Source organism: Microbacterium sp. NPDC055910 (genome assembly GCF_042271185.1).
Lineage (GTDB): Bacteria > Actinomycetota > Actinomycetes > Actinomycetales > Microbacteriaceae > Microbacterium.
Window position 1 is genome coordinate 44628 of record NZ_JBHJZS010000015.1, and the last position, 20062, is coordinate 64689.

Here is a 20062-nt window from a genome sequence, read left to right on the forward strand (position 1 = left end):
GTGCGTTCCTTTTCCGCTAGGTACAATTGCAATGTTAGTACGCCGGAGGGTGGGAAGTCCAGCGTCATTCCCGTGAGGGGAGAACGAGCCGGCGCCGAGGCTCCTCGTTGCCCGCGCGATCGGTCGCGGTGTAGACGATCACCTGCTCCTCGTCGCCGAGCGCGCGGACGAACGCTTCCTGGAATGTCGCGATGAAGGTGCCCTCGCCTTGCCACTGGATGCGCTCCACCCCCGACATGTCATCTCGGGCGGTGAAGGTGATCTCGACGGCGGCGCCGAGTCGAGCGACCGTCGCGGTGGTGACCGGCGCGACCGTGTCGATGTGGAGCGTGCGGACGGCGACACCCGTGCGCCCCGAGGCGACGGCGCGGGCCTCGACCCGGATCGTGCCCTCCCGATCCAGCACGACGGGTCGGTCGTACCGCGACCAGGGCCCGTCATCGATTCGCATCTCGACGACCGGATCGGCATCGTCCTCGCCCCAGGTCTGGACTTTGACCTCGACGCTGGGCCGCTGCAGATGCCACCCGGATGGCGCGGCATCCGGGTGCACGATCAGCTCGACCGCGGGCGCCGACGGTGCGGCGTCGTCCAGTCGCCCGAGGGCGAGCTGCACCTCGCGGCGGGCGGCCTCGACGTCGGCGATGCTCTCGCCGGGTTCGGGTCCCGGGCCGAACGGATCGGCCTCGAGGGCCGCGCGCAGCACCGTCTTGGCTTCGGATCCGCCGAGAACTCCGTCGGCGCAGCCCCGCTCGACGGCGGCCATGACGCGTGCGAGGAAGGCCGGTCGAGTCGTCGGCACCGGCTCGGCCCAGACGTCGTCGAGCACGCTGCCGCCGTCGGCGCGACGTCGGGCTGCGACGCCCGTGTCGGCACCCGCGAAGGCGATCGTCTCGTCGTCGGCGCGGACGTACATGTGGTATCGCTCGTCGGCTCCGGTCCACACGGGCGTGAAGGGCAGACCTCCGATGCGCACCGCGCCATCGCGCTCGAGCGCGGCCGCGGGCGACGGGTCGTCGGCCAGGATCGTGCCTCGCAGCGTTCGCCGGCTGTGCAGAGCGACGTCGAGCAGCGTCGTGGCATCGGATCGCGCGACGAGCACCGACGGCCCGAAGCTCACGTTCTGCAGCCGGGGATCGTCGATCGTCCCCGCCGCGCGCAGTCCCATCGGCAGGTCGAGCTCGAGTTCGTCGCCGGGTGCCCACGTTCGCGTCACGGTCGCATACTCGCCGGCGCCCGCAGCGAGCGCGATCTCCTCACCGGCGATACGCGCCGTCGGCTCGCCGATGACCCACGAGGGGATGCGCGCGTGCACCGTGACCGGCACGCCCGCGGCATCCGTCGGCTCCATCCGCAGGCGAACGCGACCGGCGAAGGGCAGGTCGGTCTCCATGCGCACGGTCACTCCGTGCTCGCGCCACCGGAGCTCGGCGGGCGTGTAGAGGTTGACCCACAGCTCCGGCCGGGAGCCCGTGCCGCGGAAGAAGACGGCGCTCTGGTGGGTCACATGGTTCTCCAGGCCCGTCCCGCCGCAGCACGTGCCGATGTTGTCGTACTCGGGCAGGGCTCCCGGATGCACGGGGAACATGTAGGTGACTTCCGGACTCGTGTCCGACCGGGCGTCGCGGCGCGAACCCAGGATGTGGTTGAGGAGGCCGCGCTCGTAGTACTCCATGTAGGCGGGATCCAGCGTGTGGGCGAACAGCAGCCGCGCGAGCTTGAGCAGGTTGTAGGTCGCACACGTCTCGGCGTTGCGATGGCCGATGTCACCGGCGACCACGTCGGCCGGCCCCCACAGCTCGCTCTCGCCCGTGCCGCCATGCGCGTAGATCCGACCGGGCACGACGCGGTTCCACATGCCGATCGCGGCGTCGAGGTATCGCCGGTCGCGGGTCAGTTCGTACTCGTGCACGTACCCGATGAGCTGCGGCAGGTGCTGGTTGGCGTGCATCCCGTCGAGGATGTCCTCGCCCGCGGCGCCGGCATCGAGCACATCGCTCTGGTCGAACAGTCGCGCCGTCTCGAGGAAGAGCGGTTCGTCGGCGACCGCACTCAAGCGCGCCATCGTCTCGTTCATCCCCCCGAACTCGCCCGCGATGTACAGCGACCACATGCGCTGGCGGCGCGTGTCGTCGAGCAGCGAGAGCCGGCCGTGCACCCAGTGACCCATCGCCGTGACGACCTCGAGCGCCTGCCCGCTGCCGGTCAGTTCGTGGGCGTCGAGCAGCCCCGCCATGATCTTGTGGCACGTGTAGTACGGCGCCCAGATCTCGCCATACGGGGCGAAGTGCTCGAGCCGCGAGAACTGCCATTCGCCGTATGCCGCGAGAAAGCCGGGATGCGAGAACCGGCCGGTCGCGGCGAGCGCCTGCTGCACCTCGGCCAGCCCGGCCACCATCTCGTCGACCTTCGCTCGCAGCGCCTGGTCCCCCTCACCGGCCGCGGCGAACGACAGCATCGACAGGAAGTGACCGGCGTAGTGTCCGCGCAGCAGGTTCGCCGTCGGAGCGCCCTCGCGGCCGGGATAGTCGTGCTCGCTCCACGGCTGCTCGTCGGGGTGGCCGAAGTCCTCCCAGGCACCGGGTGCGGCGGCACCACGGGTGTCCAGCCCGGCATTGGCCCGGAACACCGCGAGGAGACGGTCGATCGGATACGTGCGAGCGAGATGCAGCATCTCGTCCCTCGCGCGGACGAACACGCTGCCCTCGAGCAGCGTCACGTCGGCGAGTGGGAATTCCCGGATGCTGCGGCTCGGCGACGTCGTCACGACGATGCGCCGAGCTGCGCGCGCGTCCACCGTTCGACGCCCTCGGCGTCGATCGGCAGTCCTGCGGAGAGCACCTCGGAACCGGTCGGTGTGACGAGCACATCGTCTTCCAGGCGCACGCCGATCCCCCGCAATTCGGGCGGCAGCGTGAGATCGTGCGCGTGGAAATACAGACCCGGTTCCACGGTCATGACGACACCCGGCTCCAGGTCCGCACCCATGTAGTCCTCGTAGTGCGCCTGACTGCAGTCGTGCACGTCGAGACCGAGGTGGTGGCCGATTCCGCATGCGAGGTAGCGGCGGTGCTGCTGGCCATCGGGCGAGAGCGCTTCGTCCACCGACACGGGCAGCAGATCCCAGTCGTGGAGGCCCTGCGCGATGACCTCCATCGCGGCGAAGTGGAAGTCGAGATAGGGCGTGCCCGGGCGGATGAGGTCGAGCCCCGCCCGGTGCGCCTTCTCGACGAGGTCGTGCACGGCGCGCTGCGGCGCGCTGAAGCTGCCGCCGGCCGGCACGGTGCGGGTGACGTCGGCGGTGTAGAGCGAACGCGCTTCGACGCCCATATCCAGCAGCAGTGCGGCGTCGGGCAGGATCGGCCCGTCGCAGCGCACCCAGTGCAGGATCGGCGCGTGCGGTCCGGACCCGACGATGGTCGAATACCCCGGACCGTTGCCGAAGGTGCGCGCATGCCGATCGAACGTCCCCTGCAGCCAGCGCTCGCCGAGCCCGTCGCGGATCGCGCGCGGGACCTCCGCGACGGTCGCGGCGAAGCCGGTGACCGTCGCGTCCACAGCCAGACGCAGCTGTCCGATCTCCCAGTCGTCCTTCACCATGCGCAGCTGCGACAGCGTGCGCTCGAGCTCGCTGGAGACGGTCGCGCCGACGGATGTGGCGAGCGCGGCCGCCGACCGCGCCGCCTGCGCACCGCGCAGTCCGGCGTGGCGGGGTTCGAGCGCTTCGAGCGGCTCGACGGTGATCCCGAGGGCATCAGCCCACTCCGGCAGACCCGCACTCGGGCCGACCCAGAGCTCGCCGTGTGCGGCGTCCGCGAAGAAGCCGGTATCTCCCGGCCGGTAGGGGCGAGGCAGGTAGAGCACGCTGTCATGCCCGCCGCGGGTCGCCCACATGACCAGGACGGCACCTTCGACCTGGCAGCCGGTGAGCCACACGAAGCTGCTGTCGGCGCGGAAGCCGTACGCGGCGTCGTCGTTGCGGATGGGCGCGCTGCCGGCCGCGGCGACCAGCGTCTGACCGGGAAGGGCAGCACTCAGCCGCGCACGGTGCACCGCTGCCGCCGCAGCCGTGCCGTCGGGCAGATCAGGGTGGACGGCGACGTCGTCCCATGCCTGCTCGACGAAGCGCGTGAAGGCAGGCACCTGCGCGAGGCGCGGATACCGGGTTCCGGCGTAGGGCGGACGCGTCGTCGCTTCGGGGGCGGTCATGACTGCTCTCCTCCTCGGTCTCGGACCATCTCGCGCAGCGTCGTGAACGTGCGGCCGGATCCGATCCCATCGTGTTCGAATTCGTTGGTCACCCAGTACTGGGATGCACCGATCCGCGACAGCGTGTCCAGCTGCAGGTGCGCGTCGACGAACATGTCGTCGAAGTAGACCGCCGCGGCGAGGGGGACCTCGTTCGCCGCGAGGCGGTCGGCGTCGTAGAGCGGGCTCCACCGCGTGCGCTCGGCGAGCACGTGCACGGCGTCGCGGAAGCCGCGGAGCAGCCGAACCTCGTCGAACATCCAGGGGAAGGCCATCTCGCCCGTGAACAGCAGCGGGCGGCGTTCCGGTCCGAACTCCGGACGACTCTCGCGTGCGCGCTGCGCCGACCATGCGGATGCACCGCTGGACGGATCGCCGTAGATCGACTCCTGCAGCGTCCAGAACAGAGCGCTGTTCGCGCTGGAGGTGAGCGTCATGACGTCCTGCAGGAAGCCCGACGAGAGGCGACCCGGACGAGCGAACGCCTTCTCGATGAGCCAGTGGAGGCGTTCGTGCCCCGGCTTCATGCCGAGGTCGGTGCCGAGCGACTGGAAGCGATGCACTGTGAGCGCGTCCCCGTCGGGCAGCGTGACATCGCCGTCGGTCAATCGGTCGGCGATCTGCGCGACCACTGCGGCATCGCCGGGGAAGCGGCGGTACAGCTCGCGCGTCTTGTCGGCGACCCGATCGAACGTGCGCGCATACACCTCGTCGGCGCGCGGCGGGGTGCCCGGGATGCCGCCGCATACGTAGCTGGCGGTGAGACCCTGCGGCGCCGTCGAGAGGTAGGTGAGGGTCAGGAAGCCGCCGAAGCTCTGTCCGAGCGTGGCCCACCGTCGCCCGCCGTACCGCGTCGCACGCACGTGCTCGAGATCGCGCACGATCGAATCGGCGCGGAAGAGCGCGAGCAGATCGGCGCCCGCTTCCGCGCTCATCCCCTCGACATCGACCGCCTCGAGCGGATGGCTGCGGCCGGTGCCGCGCTGATCGACGAGCACGACCCGATAGGTCCGCAGCGCCTCGTCGATCCACCCGTCGCGGCGAAGCGGCCGGGGGTTGGCGCCACCCGGCCCGCCCTGCAGATACGTCAGCAGCGGCAGGTCGTCGTTCACCCGATCCGGGTCGACGAGCTCGCGCACGAAGACCGTGATCTGCTCACCCTCGGGGGTGCTCCAATCCAGCGGTACCGCGACCTCTGTTTCAGTGACGTGGATGCCGGGCAGATGGTAGGACGTGGTCACGCGCTCGATGCTCCTTCGGTTCGGGGCGACACCGCTCGGCGAGCCGCTTCGGCCGCACGGCGTCTGCGATCCCATTCCGGATTGATCCGGGGAACCGCAGCCAGCAGCGTGCGGGTGTACTCGTCTCGCGGGTTCGTGAACAACTCGTCGCGCTCGCCCTGCTCGACGATGCGCCCGCGACTCATGACGGCGACGCGCGTCGCGATCTGACGCACGACGGCGAGGTCGTGCGCGATGAAGAGGTAGCCGAACCCCTCGTCGCGCTGCAGCGTCCGCAGCAGGTTGATGACCTGCGCCTGCACTGAGACGTCGAGCGCCGACACCGCTTCGTCGCAGATGACGAGTTTCGGTCCGACGGCGAGAGCCCGGGCGATGCCGATGCGCTGGGCCTGTCCGCCCGAGAACTGCGCCGGATATCGGCCGGAGTGGTCGGGATTGAGTCCCACGCGCTCCATGAGCGCCCGGGTGAAGGCGCGGGCACCGCCCGGAACCCGGCGCTTCTGGTATCGCAAGGGCGCCGTCACGAGAGTCTCGACGGTGTGCCGCGGGTTCAGCGACGAGTACGGATCCTGGAAGATCACCTGCACATCGCTGCGGAATTCGTGCAGCGCGCGGCCCGTGAGCCGCGTGACATCGCGCCCCTCGAACTCGATCGTGCCCGACGTCGGCTCCATGAGGCGCGCCACGATCCGCGCCGTCGTCGACTTGCCCGAGCCCGATTCGCCGACGAGCGCGAGGGTCTCGCCGCGGTGCACCTCGAGCGACACGTCGTCGACGGCGCGGAACGGTCGCGAGCGGGAGAACAGGCCCGAGTGACCGGGGAATTCCTTGACCAGCGCCGTTGCCCGGCACAGGGGCGTCGTGCTTGTCATCGCTGTCCCTCCTCAGGGGTCGCGACCGGCGTCGCCGATGTGGTGCGCAACTCGCCGATCTCGTCGTCGATGCGCGGCACGGCATCCAGCAGTCGCCGCGTGTACTCGCGCTGAGGATCGCTGAACACCGTCTCCACCGCGCCCCGCTCGATGAGCTCGCCGTTGCGCATGACCACGATGCTGTCGGTCACTTCGCTCACGACGGCGAGGTCGTGCGTGATGAGGATGAGTCCGGCGCCCGTGTCGCGACGGATCTCGGCGAGCAGGTCCAGGATCTGCGCCTGCACCGTGACGTCGAGCGCCGTCGTCGGCTCGTCGGCGATGATCAGCTCGGGCTCCATGCTGAGCGCCATGGCGATCATGATGCGCTGGCGCATGCCGCCGGAGAACTGATGCGGGTAGTGATCGACGCGCCGCGCGGCGTCGTGGATGTGCACGCGCTCCATGGCTTCGATCGCGACCTTCTTCGCCGCCCGGGCCGACACCCCGGAGCGGTGCGAGCGGTACGCCTCGGCGATCTGCGTGCCGACGGTGTAGTACGGGTTCAGCGACGACAACGGGTCCTGGAAGATCATCGCGATCCGATCGCCCCGCACGCGACGCATCGCGCGTTCCGGGAGCGTCAGCAGCTCCTGCCCATCGAAGCGGATCGAGCCGCTCGCCGAGCCGCCCTTGGGAAGCAGTCCCATGATCGCCAGGCTCGTCATCGACTTGCCCGAACCGGACTCACCCACGATCCCGAGGGCTCCCCCGCGGGGAACGGTGAAGTCCAGCGAGTCGACGACGCGCGCAGCGCCCCCGGCCGTGCGGAACTCCACGGTGAGACCTTCGACGCGCAGCAGCTCGCCGGCATCCGTCTGGTGCATCGTTCCCCCGGTCATGCGCGTGCAGCCGTTCGGACACGCGGATCGATCGCCGTGTAGAGCAGGTCGACGACGAAGTTGCCGATGATCACGAAGAACGCCGACAGCAGCGTGACCGCCATGATCACCGGCTGGTCGTTCGCCGCGATCGAATCGGCCGTGAGCTTTCCGACCCCGTTGAGACCGAACACCTTCTCGGTGATCACCGCGCCTCCGAGCAGGCCCGCGACATCCATGCCGAAGATCGTGACGATCGGGGTCAGCGCGGGACGCAGCGCATGGCGTCGCCACACGAGTGCGGGGCTGAGACCCTTCGCGCGCGCTGTGCGCACGAAGTTCTCCTGCAGCGTATCGATGACGTTCGCACGTGTGAGGCGCGTGTAGACGGCGGCGTAGCCGACCGCGAGCACGATCCACGGCATGAGGAAGTTGAGGAACCACTGCACCGGATCTGCGGCGAAGGGCACCGCCTGCGGGAAGGGCAGCCATCCGAGCGCGACGACGAGCACGAACTGCAGGAGCAGCGCGAGCACGTAGTTCGGAACCGACATGCCGCCCAGAGTCAGTGCGGCGAAGAACCGGTCGGTGAACCTGCCCTCCTTGGCCGCGCTGAGCACGCCCCCGATCACGCCGCCGACCAGCCACAGGACGGCCGCACCGATCGCGATCGTCGCCGAGATCGGCAGCCGCTGCACGATCATGTCGTTGACGAGCTGGCCGGTCTGGAACGAGTAGCCCAGGCACGGCGCGGGGCACGAGATGACCGCTCCGGCCACTTCGAACTCGCGTCCCGCGAACAGACCGCCGACATAGCCGAGGAACTGGGTCCAGAAGGGCTGGTCGATTCCGAGGTTCGCCCGGATCTGGTCGATGCGCTCGGGGGTGCAGTTCTTCCCGCAGATCTGCACCGCGGGGTCGGGCGAGAGCACGAAGAAGATGACATAGGTGAACAGCGTCACCAGGAACAGCACGAGCACCATGCCGGCTGCACGGGAGAGGATCATCCGGGTCATGCGCGCACCTCGGTGTTGCCGACGAGCGCACGGATGCGATCACCGAGCGTCGTGAAGGACAGCACGAGCAGGAACAGGAACGTGCCCGGGATGATGAAGTACATCGGGTCGACGGCGTACCACGGTGCCGCCGCGGCGATCATCTGGCCCCAGCTCGGCGTGGGCGGCACGACTCCGACACCGAGGAACGACAGTCCCGCCTCGGTTCCGATGTAGCCCGGAACGGCGAGCGTCGACATGACGACGATCGTCGACATGAGGTTGGGCAGGATCTCGCGGAAGATGATCGCGACGCCGCCGGCACCGGACGCGCGGGCCGATTCGACGAACTCGCGCTCTTTCAACGACAGCGTCTGTGATCGCACGATGCGCGCGAGGTACGGCCAGCCGAAGAGCGAGATGACCACGACGAGGAGCACCACACGGTTGTCCGCGGGAAGCGCGGAGAGGATCGCGATCATGAAGATGAGCGCGGGGAACGCCATGAGGAACTCCATGACGCGGGAGATGACGTTGTCGACCCAGCCGCCGAAGTAACCCGCGAGCAGTCCGAACACGGTGCCGAGGATGGTCGTCAGCAGGGTCGCCGAGAGCGCAACCGTCATCGAGACGCGTGCACCGTAGACGATGCGGGCGAAGATGTCCCGGCCGCTGCCGGGCTCGACGCCGAACCAGTGCTCGGCACTGATGCCGCCGAGCGGACCGATCGGGATCGCGCCCATGTTCGGATCGATGGCTGTCTGGTCGAACTCGTACGGCCCCCAGCCGCTGATCGCGACGATCAGCGGCGCGAAGATCGCCATGAGCAGGATCAGCGCGATGTAGCCGAGCGAGAGGAGCGCGCGGATATCGGTGAGAAACCCTCGGAGGAGCCGCCGGCCAGAGGCCGGGGGCGACTCCAGTGACTCTTCGAGCACTGGGTCGCCGCCCGGCGTGGCTTCGACCTCGAGATTGGTCGGACTGAAGGTCATCCTCAGCCCTTCGAGGGATCCTTCAGACCGATGATCGTCAGGTCGGTCATGCTCGTGCTGGGGTAGTACCCGGCGATGTTCGAGCCGGGCAGGAAGATCGCGTTCTCGAACACGAGCGGTGCGATCGGCGCGAGCTGCATGATCTGCTCGTCGAGCTCGCCCCAGGCCTGCTTCGCGGCGTCGACGTCGGTCATCGCCTGGATCTCGGCGATGCGGGCGTTGACATCCGCATCGTCGATCTGCGCGAGGTTCTGGTTGCCCTTCTCGGTGATCATGGCTCCGTCGAACAGCGGCGGGATGAAGGTGCTCGCGCTGGAGGCCCAGTCGGGGCACCAGCCGGTGATCGCGGCATCGTTCTGCTGCGAGGGCGTCGCGATGGTCTCGTAGTAGATCGCCGCGTCGATGACGTTGAGCTTGACCGTGATGCCGGCCTTCGCCAGCGCCTCTTGCACGGCCTCAGCCTGCGCCTGAGCGAGCGGGGTGGTGCGGATGTCGAGCGTGAACTCGAACCCGTCGGCGAGGCCGGCCTCTTCCAGGAGCGCCGTGGCTTCATCGATGTTGCCCGCGCCGTCGACGCCCGGGTACAGGTCGAACTCCTTGTGTCCGCTGACCGACGGCGGAATGATCGTCGTGGCCGGGTCTGCGAGCTGGTTGCCGCCCGAAGCGTTCTGCAGCGCCGAGCGGTCGAGCGCGAAGTTGACCGCCTGGCGGACGCGGACGTCGGTGAACGGCTCCTTCGTGGTGTTCAGCGACATGTACGTCGTGCAATAGGCCGGCGCCGGAACGGCACGCTCCTGCAGCTCGGGCGTCTGGATGCGCGGAAGCACGGCGGCGCTGAGCTTGCTCGAGATCGCGTTGACGTCAGCACCCTGGCCGGCGATCATGCGCTCGTCGATCGTGCCGGGGTCGATGCCGATGTCGAACTGCCACGCGTCGGGGTACGCCTTGCGCACGTCGTCGGTGTCGGCGTTCCAGTGCTCGTTGCGCACGAGCTTGATGGTGCTGCCGGGCGTGTAGCTTTCCAGCGTGTACGGACCCGATGCGATGACGTCGTTGATGAACTCGTCGCCGCCGCCCGTGCCGACCGGGAACGGCGCGGCGTTGGCCTGTGCGAGCACGTTGTCGAACTCGGGGAACGGCTCCTTGAGGTGGAAGACGATCGTCTTGTCGTCGGGAGTCTCGATCGTCGGCAGGTCACCCGACACGTACGGGCCCTGGTAGTCCTCGGGAGCGTCGATGACGTTCTTGAGGTACGGCGAGCCGATGCCGATCTGAGGGTCCCACGCGCGGGAGACGCCGAACTTGACCTCGGCCGAGGTGATGGGGTCGCCGTTGTCGAAGGCCAGGTCGTCCTTCAGCGTGTAGGTCCACGTCAGGCCGTCCTCGGATGCCTCGCCGAGCGACTCGGCGAGGTCGGCGACGATCGCGTTGGGGTCCTCCGCGTCTCCGGCGGCCTGCATCGTCAGACCGCGGTAGAGCAGGCGATAGAAAGCGTTCACGCCGCCGTCCCAGCCGCGAGCGGGGTCGAGGTAGGAGAAGTCGGTGTTCTGCAGCATGTGGACGGTGCCGCCCGGCTGGGCCTCACCGGTGGCGCCGGATGACTGCTCGGGGGCCGAGCCTCCGCCGGCGCAGCTCGTCAGCAGCAACGCCGCCGTCACGCCTGCGGCGAGCAGCCCGGCGGCCTTCTTCCTGGTGTCCATGGGTGGACCATCCCTTTCTCTTGCTTCCTTGCGTCGAGTGACTCGGACCATGAAACAACATGACGGTGCAATGTACAACTGCACTGTCAGATTGTTATCTTTACGGCGTGCCCGATTCGGAACCCTCCCCCACCATCGCGAGCTACCTGGCCGCGTTCGAGCCATGCCCCGGGCACCTCGACTTCGCCCGTTCGGGCCCGCCCGCGCGCTCCACGGCGCAGGCCGCTGCCGCGTACTGGTCTCGCATGACCATGGGAGATGTCGATGAAGCGTCCGAAGACGCCGCAGCACGCGTCGCAGTGTCCCGACTCACGGGCTTCGCGGCCGACGACATCGCGCTCATCCCGAACACGTCGCTCGGCCTGTTCCACACGGCTTTCGCGCTGCGCGGGGCCGAGGTGCTCGTCTCGCGAGGCGAGTTCCCCGCGAATCTCTACCCCTGGTGGCGCGCCGAGGAACTCGGCATCCTGCGCGTGCGCGACATGCCGGGCGCCCGCCTCACGGCACCCGTGACACCCGAACGTGTCGCTGCGGCGCTGCGCCCGAGCACGACAGCCGTCGCCGTCAGTGCCGTCGATTTCCGCACGGGATGGCGCGCCGACCTCGCGGGTCTGCGCGAAACGATCGGCGACCGGCTGCTCATCGTCGACGCGATCCAGGCTGCGGGCGTCGTCGATCTGCCGTGGCATCTCGCCGACGTCGTCGTCGCGGGCGGGCAGAAGTGGCTGCGCGCGGGGTGGGGCACGGGATTCGTCGCCGTATCCGAGCGCGCCCGCACACGTCTTGCTCCGCGCCTGAGCGGCTGGACGGCCGTCGAGCGGCCGACGAGCTACGACGGCCGGCGGCACCCGCTCGCCGCGGGCGCGCAGCACATGCGCGTGACCAACGGCTCGCCGGCATCCGCTCACGTGCTCTCGGCGGCTCTGGGGCTCGTCACCGACGTCGGCGTGCCCGAGATCGAGCGCCTGGTGTCCGCGCGCGTCACGGCGCTCGACGACCGCTTGCGCGCGGGAGGCGCCGATGTCGTCTCGCCCGCCGCGGCGTCGGATCGCGCCGGCATCGTCGTGGCGCGATGGGGCGACGGCTCTGCCGGAGAACGTCGGCGGAGACTCGCGGATGCCGGCATCACCACGACGCTGCACGGGCCCGACCGCATCCGGCTCTCGGTGCACGCGACGACGACACTCGACGACATCGAGACCGCGGCATCCGTTCTGCTGTCCTGACGCGTGAGGGAGCGCGGCCGGAACCGCGCTCATCCGCTCAGCTCAGAGTCGAACCCCTCGCCACGACCCGGCACGGCATCAGCTGCGGCCCGGCGGGAAGATCGACGCCGGCGATCGCGGCGGTGAGCAGCTGCGCGGCGCGTTGACCCATCGCCTCGAGGTTCATGTCGATGCTCGAGATCGGCGGACTGGTGTCGGCGACGATGAGCTCCCAGTTGTCGTAGCCGATGAGTGCGACATCCTCGGGCACGCGGCGGCCCGCCACGAGCAGCGCATCCAGCGCACCGCGGGCGATCTGGTCCGAGTCGCACAGGATCGCATCGAAGTCGATGCCGTCGCGCAGGGCGAACTGCGTCGCGGAGCGCCCCCACCGCTCCGTCCACTCGCCGTACTCGGTGCGCAGGGACAGTCGCGCACCGGACGAACCGGTCGCGAGCACTTCGTCGATTCCCTGCGCCCGGTCCGTCGCGGCCGCATCGGCGGGCGGGCCGGTGATGTGGAGCAGGCGCCGGCGCCCCGTCATGAGCAGGTGGCGTGCCGCGAGTCGGCCGCCGTCGACGTTGTCGGGCGTCAGCGAGCAGTCGGCCGGATCATCGGACGGCGTGTAGACGTACACGACGGGCATCGGCAGGTCCCCGAGAGATCGACGCGCATCGGTGCGGCTGCCCACGACCAGCAGCGCGTCGACGCGCGGAATGAGCGCACGGATATGGCGCTTCTCACGCACACGGTCCCCTCGCGCATCGCTCAGCAGAATCGCCGTCTCCTCCGCGCCGAACGCGTCTTCGGCGCCCATGAGGATCGGAAGGCTGAAGCGGCCTTCGAGGTCGGATGTCAGCAGGCCCACCGCACCCATGCGCCCCGTCGAGAGGCTTCGGGCGATCGAGTTTCCTTCGAACGAGAGCTGAGCGGCGGCCTCGTGGACGCGCGCGCGTGTGCCCGCCGCGACCTCGTCGCGCCCGTTGAGCGCCTTCGACGCCGTCGCCATCGACACACCCGCGAGCGCGGCGACGTCGGCCAGCCGCGGCTTGCGCGGGATCACCACGCGAAGCCTGAGTGTGGCAGCGGCGAAAACCCCGATCTCATGATTTCCACAGTATCGCCCTGGAAGACAAGGGCATAGATCACTCTGCGCGAAACTCTTGAAACCGCTTTCGGTCTGCTGTAGCGTCCCATTGCAGCACATCGCACGTCGTCGTGCACAGAGATCGAAAGGGCACGGATGCCGCACTCTCCTCTCGCCCGCGGGCCCATCGGAAACGGCACGCACGGGCTTCGCACGGCGCTTCCCGCCGACAGCACGGCCTCGGGCCGGCTGGCCGATTGGCACGCACGCAACCGCAGGACCTCGCTGCCCCACGGCATCCGAGAGCTGGAATCGCAGGGAAACCTCGACAACCTCCGCCGGCTGACCGGAGAGTCCGATGCGCCGTTCCGCGGGCAGCTGTTCGCAGACTCCGACGTCTACAAGATGCTCGAGGCGGTCGCGTGGGAACTCGGGCGCGCCGATGACGCGCAGCTGCGGACGTTCTTCGACGACACCATCTCTCTCCTCGAGCGCGCGCAACGCGCCGACGGCTACCTCGATTCGGCCTATCAGGACCATCCGGACCGGGAGCCGTGGAGCAACTTCGTGCACGGGCATGAGCTGTACTGCCTCGGTCACCTCATCCAGGCCGCCGTCGCAGCGCAACGCGCTCTGGGCGATGACCGCCTGATGCGCGTGTCGCAGCGGTTCGTCGCGCTCGTCGACGAACTGTTCGGCGCCGACGACCGCGTCGAGTACTGCGGGCATCCGCTCATCGAGACGGCGCTCATCGAGATGTATCGCACGACGGGGGATGCTGCCGCGCTCCGCCTCGCCGAGAGCTTCCTCCGCCGCCGCGGCTCGGGCTTCATCGGCGAAGGCGTGTACGGGGCCCCCTACTATCAGGACGACCTGCCCGTCCTGTCGACGACGACGATGCGCGGCCACGCCGTGCGCGCGCTCTATCTCAACCAGGGGGTCACCGACCTGTACCTGGAAGGCGGAGACCGCGATGCGCTCGCGGCGATGCGCGTGCAGTGGGACGACATGGTCTCGCGCCGCATCTACATCACCGGCGGCACGGGATCGCGCCATCAGGACGAGGCGTTCGGCGCGGGCTTCGAGCTGCCCGCGGATCGCGCCTACAGCGAGACGTGCGCGGGCATCGCCCTCTTCGGCTGGGCATGGCGCATGTACCTCGCGACAGGCGAGGCGCGGTATCTCGACACCGGAGAGATCGCGCTGCACAACGTCGTCTTGGCCGGCATCTCGGACAGCGGCGACACGTTCACCTACAGCAACCCCCTGCAGCGGCGGCGTGAGCACGTCGCGAGTCGCCAGGAGGAATCGTCCGAGCGGCTGTCGTGGTTCTCGTGCGCGTGCTGCCCGCCGAACCTGATGCGCACATTCGGATCGCTCGAGCACTACGTCGGCGCCGCCGGCGCAGGCGCCATCGACATCGCCCACTATCTGCCCGCATCGGTGAGCTACGGCGAGGCGACCCTGACGGTGCGCACCGACTACCCCGCGACGGGCGCCGTCTCGGTGACCGTCGCCGGGGATGCCCCCGGCACGACGCTGCGCCTGCGCGTTCCCGCATGGGCGCATCCGTCAGGGGTGTCCGTACTGGTCGACGGCGCACCGCGCGCCGCGTCCGTCGGTGAGGGCTGGATCGCGCTCGAGGACGCGCTGCGCGACGGCGCCGTGATCGATCTCGAGCTGCCGATGACGTTCGACGTGCGGCATCCGCACCGCCGTGCCGACGCCCTGCGGGGCAGTGTCGCCATCTCGCGGGGACCGGTCGTCTACTGCGCCGAGCAGGGCGACAACGACATCGACGTCGACGCGGCGCAGCTGTCGCCCGACTCGATCGTCACCGCGCTCGAGGTATCGACCGAGATCGGCCCTCTGGCGCGCGTTGCCGTCGGCGTCGTGCCGATCCCCGACGACGCGCCGCTGTACAGCACCCACGCTCCCGCTGCACCGGCGAAGCGTGCCGATCTCGTCCTGCGACCCTACGCGACGTGGGGCAACAACGGCGTCGACGCGATGCGGGTCTGGCTCCCGGCCGACTCCTGATTTCCACCCCAGAAAGGAACCCATCACATGCACAAGCACATCGCACGACGCGCCGCTGTCGTCGGCGTCGTGGCCGTGGCGGCGGCGACGCTCGCCGGCTGTGGCAGCGACGGCGGGGACGGCGACTCCTCGACCCTCACGGTCTGGACGCGCACCGACGGCGAGTCCTACATGCGCGACCTCGCGAAACAGTACGAAGACGCCAATCCCGGTACGACCGTCGAGGTCACCGCGATCCCCAACAGCGAGGTCCAGCAGAAGCTCGGCTCGGCGATCAGCGCGGGCGACAGCCCCGACGTCGTCGCGATCGACGTCGTCAAGGCGCCCTTCTTCATCGCAGCGGACGCCTTCCAGGACGTCACCGATCAGATCGGCGCACTCCCCTACGCCGGCGACCTGCTCGAAGGTCAGCTGGACGCTGGCACGTACGAGGGTCGCAACTTCACGGTGCCGTTCACGGCCGATTCCTCCGTGCTGTTCTACAACAAGGACCTGTTCACGCAGGCCGGCCTCGATCCCGAGACTCCCCCGCAGACGTGGGACGAGTTCGCCGCCGCTGCCAACGCGATCGGCGCCCTGGGCCCCGACTACGAGGGCTACCACTTCTCAGCAGGCTGTGGCGGATGCGCCGCATTCGCGCTCAACCCGATGATCTGGGCCGCCGGCGGAGACCCGATCGACTCCGCGAGCGGATCCCTGAACCCCGAGGCGACCTTCGACGATCCCGTCGTGGTCGAGTTCGTCGAGCTGCTCAACGGCATGGTCGCCGGTGGCGGCATCACGACGGCGAGCCAGGTCGACGGAGGCGAGAACTACGGCGGTTCGTTCGACAGCGGCATGCTCGGCATGGTCGCCAGCGGCTCGTTCTACCTGAGCCAGCTGCAGAGCACGCCTCCCGACTTCGAGGTCGGCGTCGCGACGCTGCCGGGCAAGACGGCGGGCGAAGGGGCATCGTTCGCGGGCGGTGACGTGCTCGCGATCCCGGCCGGATCCCCCGACCCGGATGCCGCGTGGTCGTTCATCGAGTGGGTCACGGGCGACGACGCGCAGACCCATCTCGCCGAGGACGGGTTCACTCCGGTGCGAACGGACCTCTACGACAGCGTGTACAGCGCGAAGGGCCCGGAGTGGGCCGCTCTCGCCGCCGCGACCCTCGAGGGACGCGTGCCCTACACGGTCGCCTTCAACGCCCTGTTCAGCGACCCGAACGGCCCCTGGGTGAGCCTCATGCAGGCCGGCGTGTTCGGCAGCGACGTGCCCGCCGCGGCCGAAGCGGCGCAGCGCACCGCACAGCAGATCGTCGACGAACCCGGACAGTAACGGCACGGTGGGGACCGCCTCGCGCGGTCCCCACCGTCATCCCGAAGGATTCACCATGACGCGAGCGGTCACCCCGCCGAGCACTCGGCTCCGCACCCGGCTGGCGTGGACGGGCTTTCTCGCCACGGTGCCGGCGCTCACCCTGACCACGGCGCTGTTCGTCGTTCCGGTCGTCCTCATGCTGTGGATGAGCCTGCATCGCTGGCCACTCCTGGGCGAGCCGCGGTTCATCGGCCTCGACAACTACGTGCGCGCGTTCACGACCGACACCACCTTCCTCGGCTCGCTCGGGTTCACGCTGCTGTACACCCTCATCATCACGCCCGTGCTGTTCGTGCTCGGGTTCGCCCTGGCCCTGTTCATCCGTCGATCGAGCCGTGGCAGTGCGTTCTTCCGCACCGTGTTCTTCACGCCGTACGTCATCGGCTTCGCCGCGGCGAGCTTCCTGTGGCTGTGGTTCATCGATCCGACGGCGGGACCCGTCGCAGCGATCACTGCGGCGCTGGGGATGCCGCTGGATCAGGTCGCGTGGACGACGCAGACCTGGCCGGGCCTGATCAATGTGTGCGTCATGGTGACGTGGAAGGTCGTCGGCTTCCAGATGATCCTCCTGCTCGGCGGCCTGAACGGCGTGCCCGAGGACGTGCTGGAGGCGGCTCAGCTCGACGGCGCCGGATGGTGGCGTCGCCTCTTCAGCGTCGTGCTGCCGCTCATGCGCCCGACCGTGATCCTGGTGCTGGTCTTCTCGGTCGCGGGATCGCTGCTCGCGTTCGAACAGTTCTTCCTCATCACGAAGGGTCGCCCCGACAACGAGACGGTCACCGCCGTCTACTGGATCTACAACATCTCGTTCACGAAGTTCGAGCTCGGCTACGGCGCTGCGCTGTCGGTCATCATGCTCGTGCTGCTGGTCGTCGTCTCGGCCCTGCAGATCCGGCTCCTGAGAGGAGGCGACCGTGGCCGTTCGTGACACCGAGCGCGACGAAACCGCAGCCGAGCTCGCCACGGCCACGCTCACCACCGACCGCGGCATCCGCCGAGGCGGCGACGTGCGCCGCTGGACCCGTACCCGTCGCTCGGGAGCGGGCGTGTGGTGGTGGGTCGGAGGCCTGCTCCTGGCCGCCCTCTTCCTGCTGCCGCTCGTGACGACCCTCACGGGCAGCCTCAAGTCGCCCGAAGAGCTCAGGCAGCGTCCGCCGACCCTTCTTCCGACGGAGATCTCGTTCGACGCGTGGGAGCGCATGTTCGATCCGGGCGAGGGCGTGCTGCGCGGCATCCTGAACAGTCTCGTCGTCGCGGGCGGCACCGTCGCGCTCGCGGTTGCGCTCTCGGTCCTCGCCGGGTACGGCCTGGCACGCTATCGGTTCCGCGGATCCGGAGTCGTGTTCGCCGTGATCCTCGCCGGCATGATGATCCCGTTCACGGTGCTGCTGACCCCCATCAGCGTCGTGCTGCGCGAACTCGGATTGTTCAACTCGCTGCTGGGTGTCGTGCTGGTCTACACGACCTACCAACTGCCGTTCTGCGTCTTCATCATGCGGAACTCGTTCGCCGCGATCCCCGACGAGATCGAAGAGGCATCGCTGATCGATGGCTGCACGCGATGGACGAGTCTGCTGCGGGTGTTCCTTCCGCTGGTCGTCCCCGGAATCGTGACCTCGGCGATCTTCGCGTTCCTCAACGCGTGGAACGAGTTCCTCGCGGCGCTCGTGCTGCTGACCGACCAGAACAAGTTCACGCTGCCCGTCGTGCTGCAGAGCAATCAGATCGGCCGGTTCGGCACGGTCGACTGGGGACTGCTCGACGCGGGTGTCGTCGTGTCGATGGTGCCCTGCCTCATCATCTTCTTCCTGCTGCAGCGTCACTACGTCAACGGCATCTTCGCAGGAGCTGCGAAGTGAGGCGTGGCACGCTGGAGTGATGAGTTCGGATGCCGCTCCCCCGCGCCGTGCACCCCTGCGCGCGCGACTGCTCACGGCTTTGTCGGGCCACCCCGACGGCACCCCGCCATGGGTGCGTGCCCTCGCGGCAGGCGACGATGACGGCTACTTCGCCGACGGCGGTGCCGTGTGGACCGTGCACGCCGGACTCGGCACGTTCGTCGCGGGCATCCGCGCGCTGCTCATCCAGGCTCTGAACCCCGGCGCGATGGCCGGAGTGCACGACTACTCCCGCTATCGCGAAGACCCGATCGGACGCCTCGCCGGCACCGTGCGGTGGATCATCTGCGTGACCTACGGCTCGACCGAGCAGGCGCAACGCGAGACCGCCCGCGTCGGGCGCATGCACGAGCGCGTGAGCGGCACGTTCGAGTCGGCGAGCGGCCCCCGCGCGTACTCGGCGTCGGACGCGGATCTCGTCGAGTGGGTGCACCTCGCCTTCACCGAGGCGTTCCTCGGCGCGCACGAACTGTGGGGCGGTCCCATCCCGGGCGGCCCCGACGCGTACGTCCGCGAGTGGGCGACGGCCGGACGCCTCATGCACGTCGCCGACCCGCCCGAATCCGAGGCCGAGCTGCGCCGACGCCTCGACGGATACCTGGACCGCCACGAGCTGCGCCGCGACGAACGCGTCGACGACGTCGTGCGGTTCCTGCGCGGCATCCCGTTTCGAGGGTCGATGCGCATCGCGTATCGCGTGCTGTTCGCCGCCGCCGTGGCGAGCCTGCCCCACCGGTACCGGAAGCTGCTCGGCCTGCGCCGGTCACCGTTCCCCGTCATCACCCTCACGCGCGTCGTGCTGGCGATCTCCGCCCGTGCGCTGGGGTCGGGGCCGCGCGCGCAGGACTTCGCGCGCGAACGCCTGCGCCGCCTCGCCACGACGTCCGGGCCGGTGACGCCGGCCACGCCGCGAGGCCGCCCGTGAGCGAGGACCCGCGGCTCACAGCGGCGCGCTACCGACAGGAGCGCGACGCGGCGGAGCCGCCCGAGCCCGCGGCATCCGATGAGGTTCCGCGCTCGCCCACCGGCTCGAGCACGCTCGATCGCGCGGCGTACGTCGAGACGGCGATCCAGCAGGCCATCCGCCGCGGCGACTTCGACAACCTACCCGGAGCGGGAAAGCCCATCCGCGGACTCGGGGCGCACCACGACGCCGACTGGTGGATCCGCCGCAAGATCGAGCACGAGCAGCTCACGGGCCTCGGACCGCCCGCGCTCTCGCTGCGCGTCGAGCACGCCGAGTTCGCTCAGCGCATCGACGCCCTCGCGAACGAGCACGACGCCCGGGAGTACGTCGAGGACTTCAACCGTCGCGTCGTCGAAGCCCGGCGCCAGCTGCTCGGCGGGCCGCCCGTCGTGACGCCCACGCGCGACGTCGACGCCGAACTGCGCGCATGGCGCGAGCGGCGCACAACGGCCGAGCCGGAGCCCGATGCCGCGCCCCCGCCGCGGCGACGCCGTCGGCGCCGGTGACCTCCGCCGCGCCCGCCGCGCGCCGTCCCGCCGCGCCGCCGTCCCGCCGCGCCGCCGTCCCGCCGCGCCGCTGTGCCGCCGTCCCGCCC

General features: G+C 69.4%; 16 protein-coding genes. 7 read left to right on the forward strand and 9 right to left on the reverse strand.

Annotated elements, in window-relative coordinates; genetic code table 11:
- Positions 1-64: 64 nt before the first annotated feature.
- From ACFC3F_RS08525 to ACFC3F_RS08560, 8 genes are read right to left on the reverse strand one after another with little or no spacing between them, the layout of a single operon-like run.
- Positions 65-2797 carry a beta-L-arabinofuranosidase domain-containing protein gene (locus ACFC3F_RS08525; protein WP_376128504.1) on the reverse strand — a complete coding sequence of 911 codons (2733 nt, stop codon included), beginning with the start codon at positions 2795-2797 and terminating at the stop codon, positions 65-67.
- Positions 2764-4209: an aminopeptidase P family protein gene (locus ACFC3F_RS08530; protein WP_376128506.1), complete on the reverse strand. Its 1446-nt coding sequence runs from the start codon at positions 4207-4209 to the stop codon at positions 2764-2766. The genes ACFC3F_RS08525 and ACFC3F_RS08530 overlap by 34 nt, the downstream gene beginning before the upstream one ends.
- Positions 4206-5489 carry an alpha/beta fold hydrolase gene (locus tag ACFC3F_RS08535; RefSeq protein WP_376128508.1) on the reverse strand — a complete coding sequence of 428 codons (1284 nt, stop codon included), beginning with the start codon at positions 5487-5489 and terminating at the stop codon, positions 4206-4208. The genes ACFC3F_RS08530 and ACFC3F_RS08535 overlap by 4 nt, the downstream gene beginning before the upstream one ends.
- Complete coding sequence (locus ACFC3F_RS08540; protein WP_376128510.1) at positions 5486-6361, reverse strand: ATP-binding cassette domain-containing protein; 876 nt, start codon at positions 6359-6361, stop codon at positions 5486-5488. Before ACFC3F_RS08540 ends, ACFC3F_RS08535 begins: the two co-directional genes overlap by 4 nt.
- Entirely contained in the window at positions 6358-7242 is an 885-nt protein-coding gene (locus tag ACFC3F_RS08545) for an ABC transporter ATP-binding protein (protein ID WP_376128512.1), read from the reverse strand. The genes ACFC3F_RS08540 and ACFC3F_RS08545 overlap by 4 nt, the downstream gene beginning before the upstream one ends.
- Entirely contained in the window at positions 7239-8237 is a 999-nt protein-coding gene (locus tag ACFC3F_RS08550; RefSeq protein WP_376128514.1) for an ABC transporter permease, read from the reverse strand. Before ACFC3F_RS08550 ends, ACFC3F_RS08545 begins: the two co-directional genes overlap by 4 nt.
- Positions 8234-9208 (reverse strand): ABC transporter permease, encoded by a 975-nt coding sequence (locus ACFC3F_RS08555; RefSeq protein ID WP_376128515.1) that lies wholly within the window; start codon positions 9206-9208, stop codon positions 8234-8236. The genes ACFC3F_RS08550 and ACFC3F_RS08555 overlap by 4 nt, the downstream gene beginning before the upstream one ends.
- Before the next feature lie 2 nt (positions 9209-9210).
- Entirely contained in the window at positions 9211-10908 is a 1698-nt protein-coding gene (locus ACFC3F_RS08560; protein ID WP_376128517.1) for an ABC transporter substrate-binding protein, read from the reverse strand.
- Between the two features lie 107 nt (positions 10909-11015).
- On the opposite strand from ACFC3F_RS08560, the gene ACFC3F_RS08565 reads away from it, so the two are divergent.
- The gene (locus tag ACFC3F_RS08565; protein WP_376128519.1) at positions 11016-12134 is read left to right on the forward strand and encodes an aminotransferase class V-fold PLP-dependent enzyme; all 1119 of its coding nucleotides are present in this window, start codon (positions 11016-11018) and stop codon (positions 12132-12134) included.
- 37 nt (positions 12135-12171) lie between these two features.
- Here ACFC3F_RS08565 and ACFC3F_RS08570 read toward each other — a convergent pair whose 3' ends face one another.
- Positions 12172-13176 carry a LacI family DNA-binding transcriptional regulator gene (locus ACFC3F_RS08570; protein ID WP_376128521.1) on the reverse strand — a complete coding sequence of 335 codons (1005 nt, stop codon included), beginning with the start codon at positions 13174-13176 and terminating at the stop codon, positions 12172-12174.
- A 180-nt stretch (positions 13177-13356) separates the two neighbouring features.
- Between ACFC3F_RS08570 and ACFC3F_RS08575 the strand changes: the two genes are divergently transcribed.
- From ACFC3F_RS08575 to ACFC3F_RS08600, 6 genes are read left to right on the forward strand one after another with little or no spacing between them, the layout of a single operon-like run.
- The gene (locus ACFC3F_RS08575; protein ID WP_376128523.1) at positions 13357-15240 is read left to right on the forward strand and encodes a glycoside hydrolase family 127 protein; all 1884 of its coding nucleotides are present in this window, start codon (positions 13357-13359) and stop codon (positions 15238-15240) included.
- 27 nt (positions 15241-15267) lie between these two features.
- Entirely contained in the window at positions 15268-16560 is a 1293-nt protein-coding gene (locus tag ACFC3F_RS08580) for an ABC transporter substrate-binding protein (RefSeq protein WP_376128525.1), read from the forward strand.
- Positions 16561-16615: 55 nt separating this feature from the next.
- On the forward strand, positions 16616-17530 hold the full coding sequence (locus ACFC3F_RS08585; protein WP_376128527.1) for a carbohydrate ABC transporter permease: 915 nt from the start codon (positions 16616-16618) through the stop codon (positions 17528-17530).
- Positions 17517-18461 carry a carbohydrate ABC transporter permease gene (locus ACFC3F_RS08590; RefSeq protein ID WP_376128529.1) on the forward strand — a complete coding sequence of 315 codons (945 nt, stop codon included), beginning with the start codon at positions 17517-17519 and terminating at the stop codon, positions 18459-18461. Before ACFC3F_RS08585 ends, ACFC3F_RS08590 begins: the two co-directional genes overlap by 14 nt.
- A gap of 19 nt (positions 18462-18480) precedes the next feature.
- Positions 18481-19425: an oxygenase MpaB family protein gene (locus tag ACFC3F_RS08595; protein WP_376128531.1), complete on the forward strand. Its 945-nt coding sequence runs from the start codon at positions 18481-18483 to the stop codon at positions 19423-19425.
- Entirely contained in the window at positions 19422-19973 is a 552-nt protein-coding gene (locus ACFC3F_RS08600) for a DUF1992 domain-containing protein (protein ID WP_376128533.1), read from the forward strand. The genes ACFC3F_RS08595 and ACFC3F_RS08600 overlap by 4 nt, the downstream gene beginning before the upstream one ends.
- Positions 19974-20062 lie beyond the last annotated feature (89 nt).

Excerpts from the sequence above, each read along its gene's own strand:
- ACFC3F_RS08540 (WP_376128510.1), bottom strand. The coding sequence starts at position 6,361 with ATGACAAGCACGACGCCCCTGTGCCGGGCAACGGCGCTGGTCAAGGAA.
- ACFC3F_RS08595 (WP_376128531.1), top strand. The coding sequence starts at position 18,481 with ATGAGTTCGGATGCCGCTCCCCCGCGCCGTGCACCCCTGCGCGCGCGA.
- ACFC3F_RS08560 (WP_376128517.1), bottom strand. The coding sequence starts at position 10,908 with ATGGACACCAGGAAGAAGGCCGCCGGGCTGCTCGCCGCAGGCGTGACG.
- ACFC3F_RS08545 (WP_376128512.1), bottom strand. The coding sequence starts at position 7,242 with ATGACCGGGGGAACGATGCACCAGACGGATGCCGGCGAGCTGCTGCGC.
- ACFC3F_RS08585 (WP_376128527.1), top strand. The coding sequence starts at position 16,616 with ATGACGCGAGCGGTCACCCCGCCGAGCACTCGGCTCCGCACCCGGCTG.
- ACFC3F_RS08555 (WP_376128515.1), bottom strand. The coding sequence starts at position 9,208 with ATGACCTTCAGTCCGACCAATCTCGAGGTCGAAGCCACGCCGGGCGGC.
- ACFC3F_RS08550 (WP_376128514.1), bottom strand. The coding sequence starts at position 8,237 with ATGACCCGGATGATCCTCTCCCGTGCAGCCGGCATGGTGCTCGTGCTG.
- ACFC3F_RS08530 (WP_376128506.1), bottom strand. The coding sequence starts at position 4,209 with ATGACCGCCCCCGAAGCGACGACGCGTCCGCCCTACGCCGGAACCCGG.
- ACFC3F_RS08575 (WP_376128523.1), top strand. The coding sequence starts at position 13,357 with ATGCCGCACTCTCCTCTCGCCCGCGGGCCCATCGGAAACGGCACGCAC.
- ACFC3F_RS08580 (WP_376128525.1), top strand. The coding sequence starts at position 15,268 with ATGCACAAGCACATCGCACGACGCGCCGCTGTCGTCGGCGTCGTGGCC.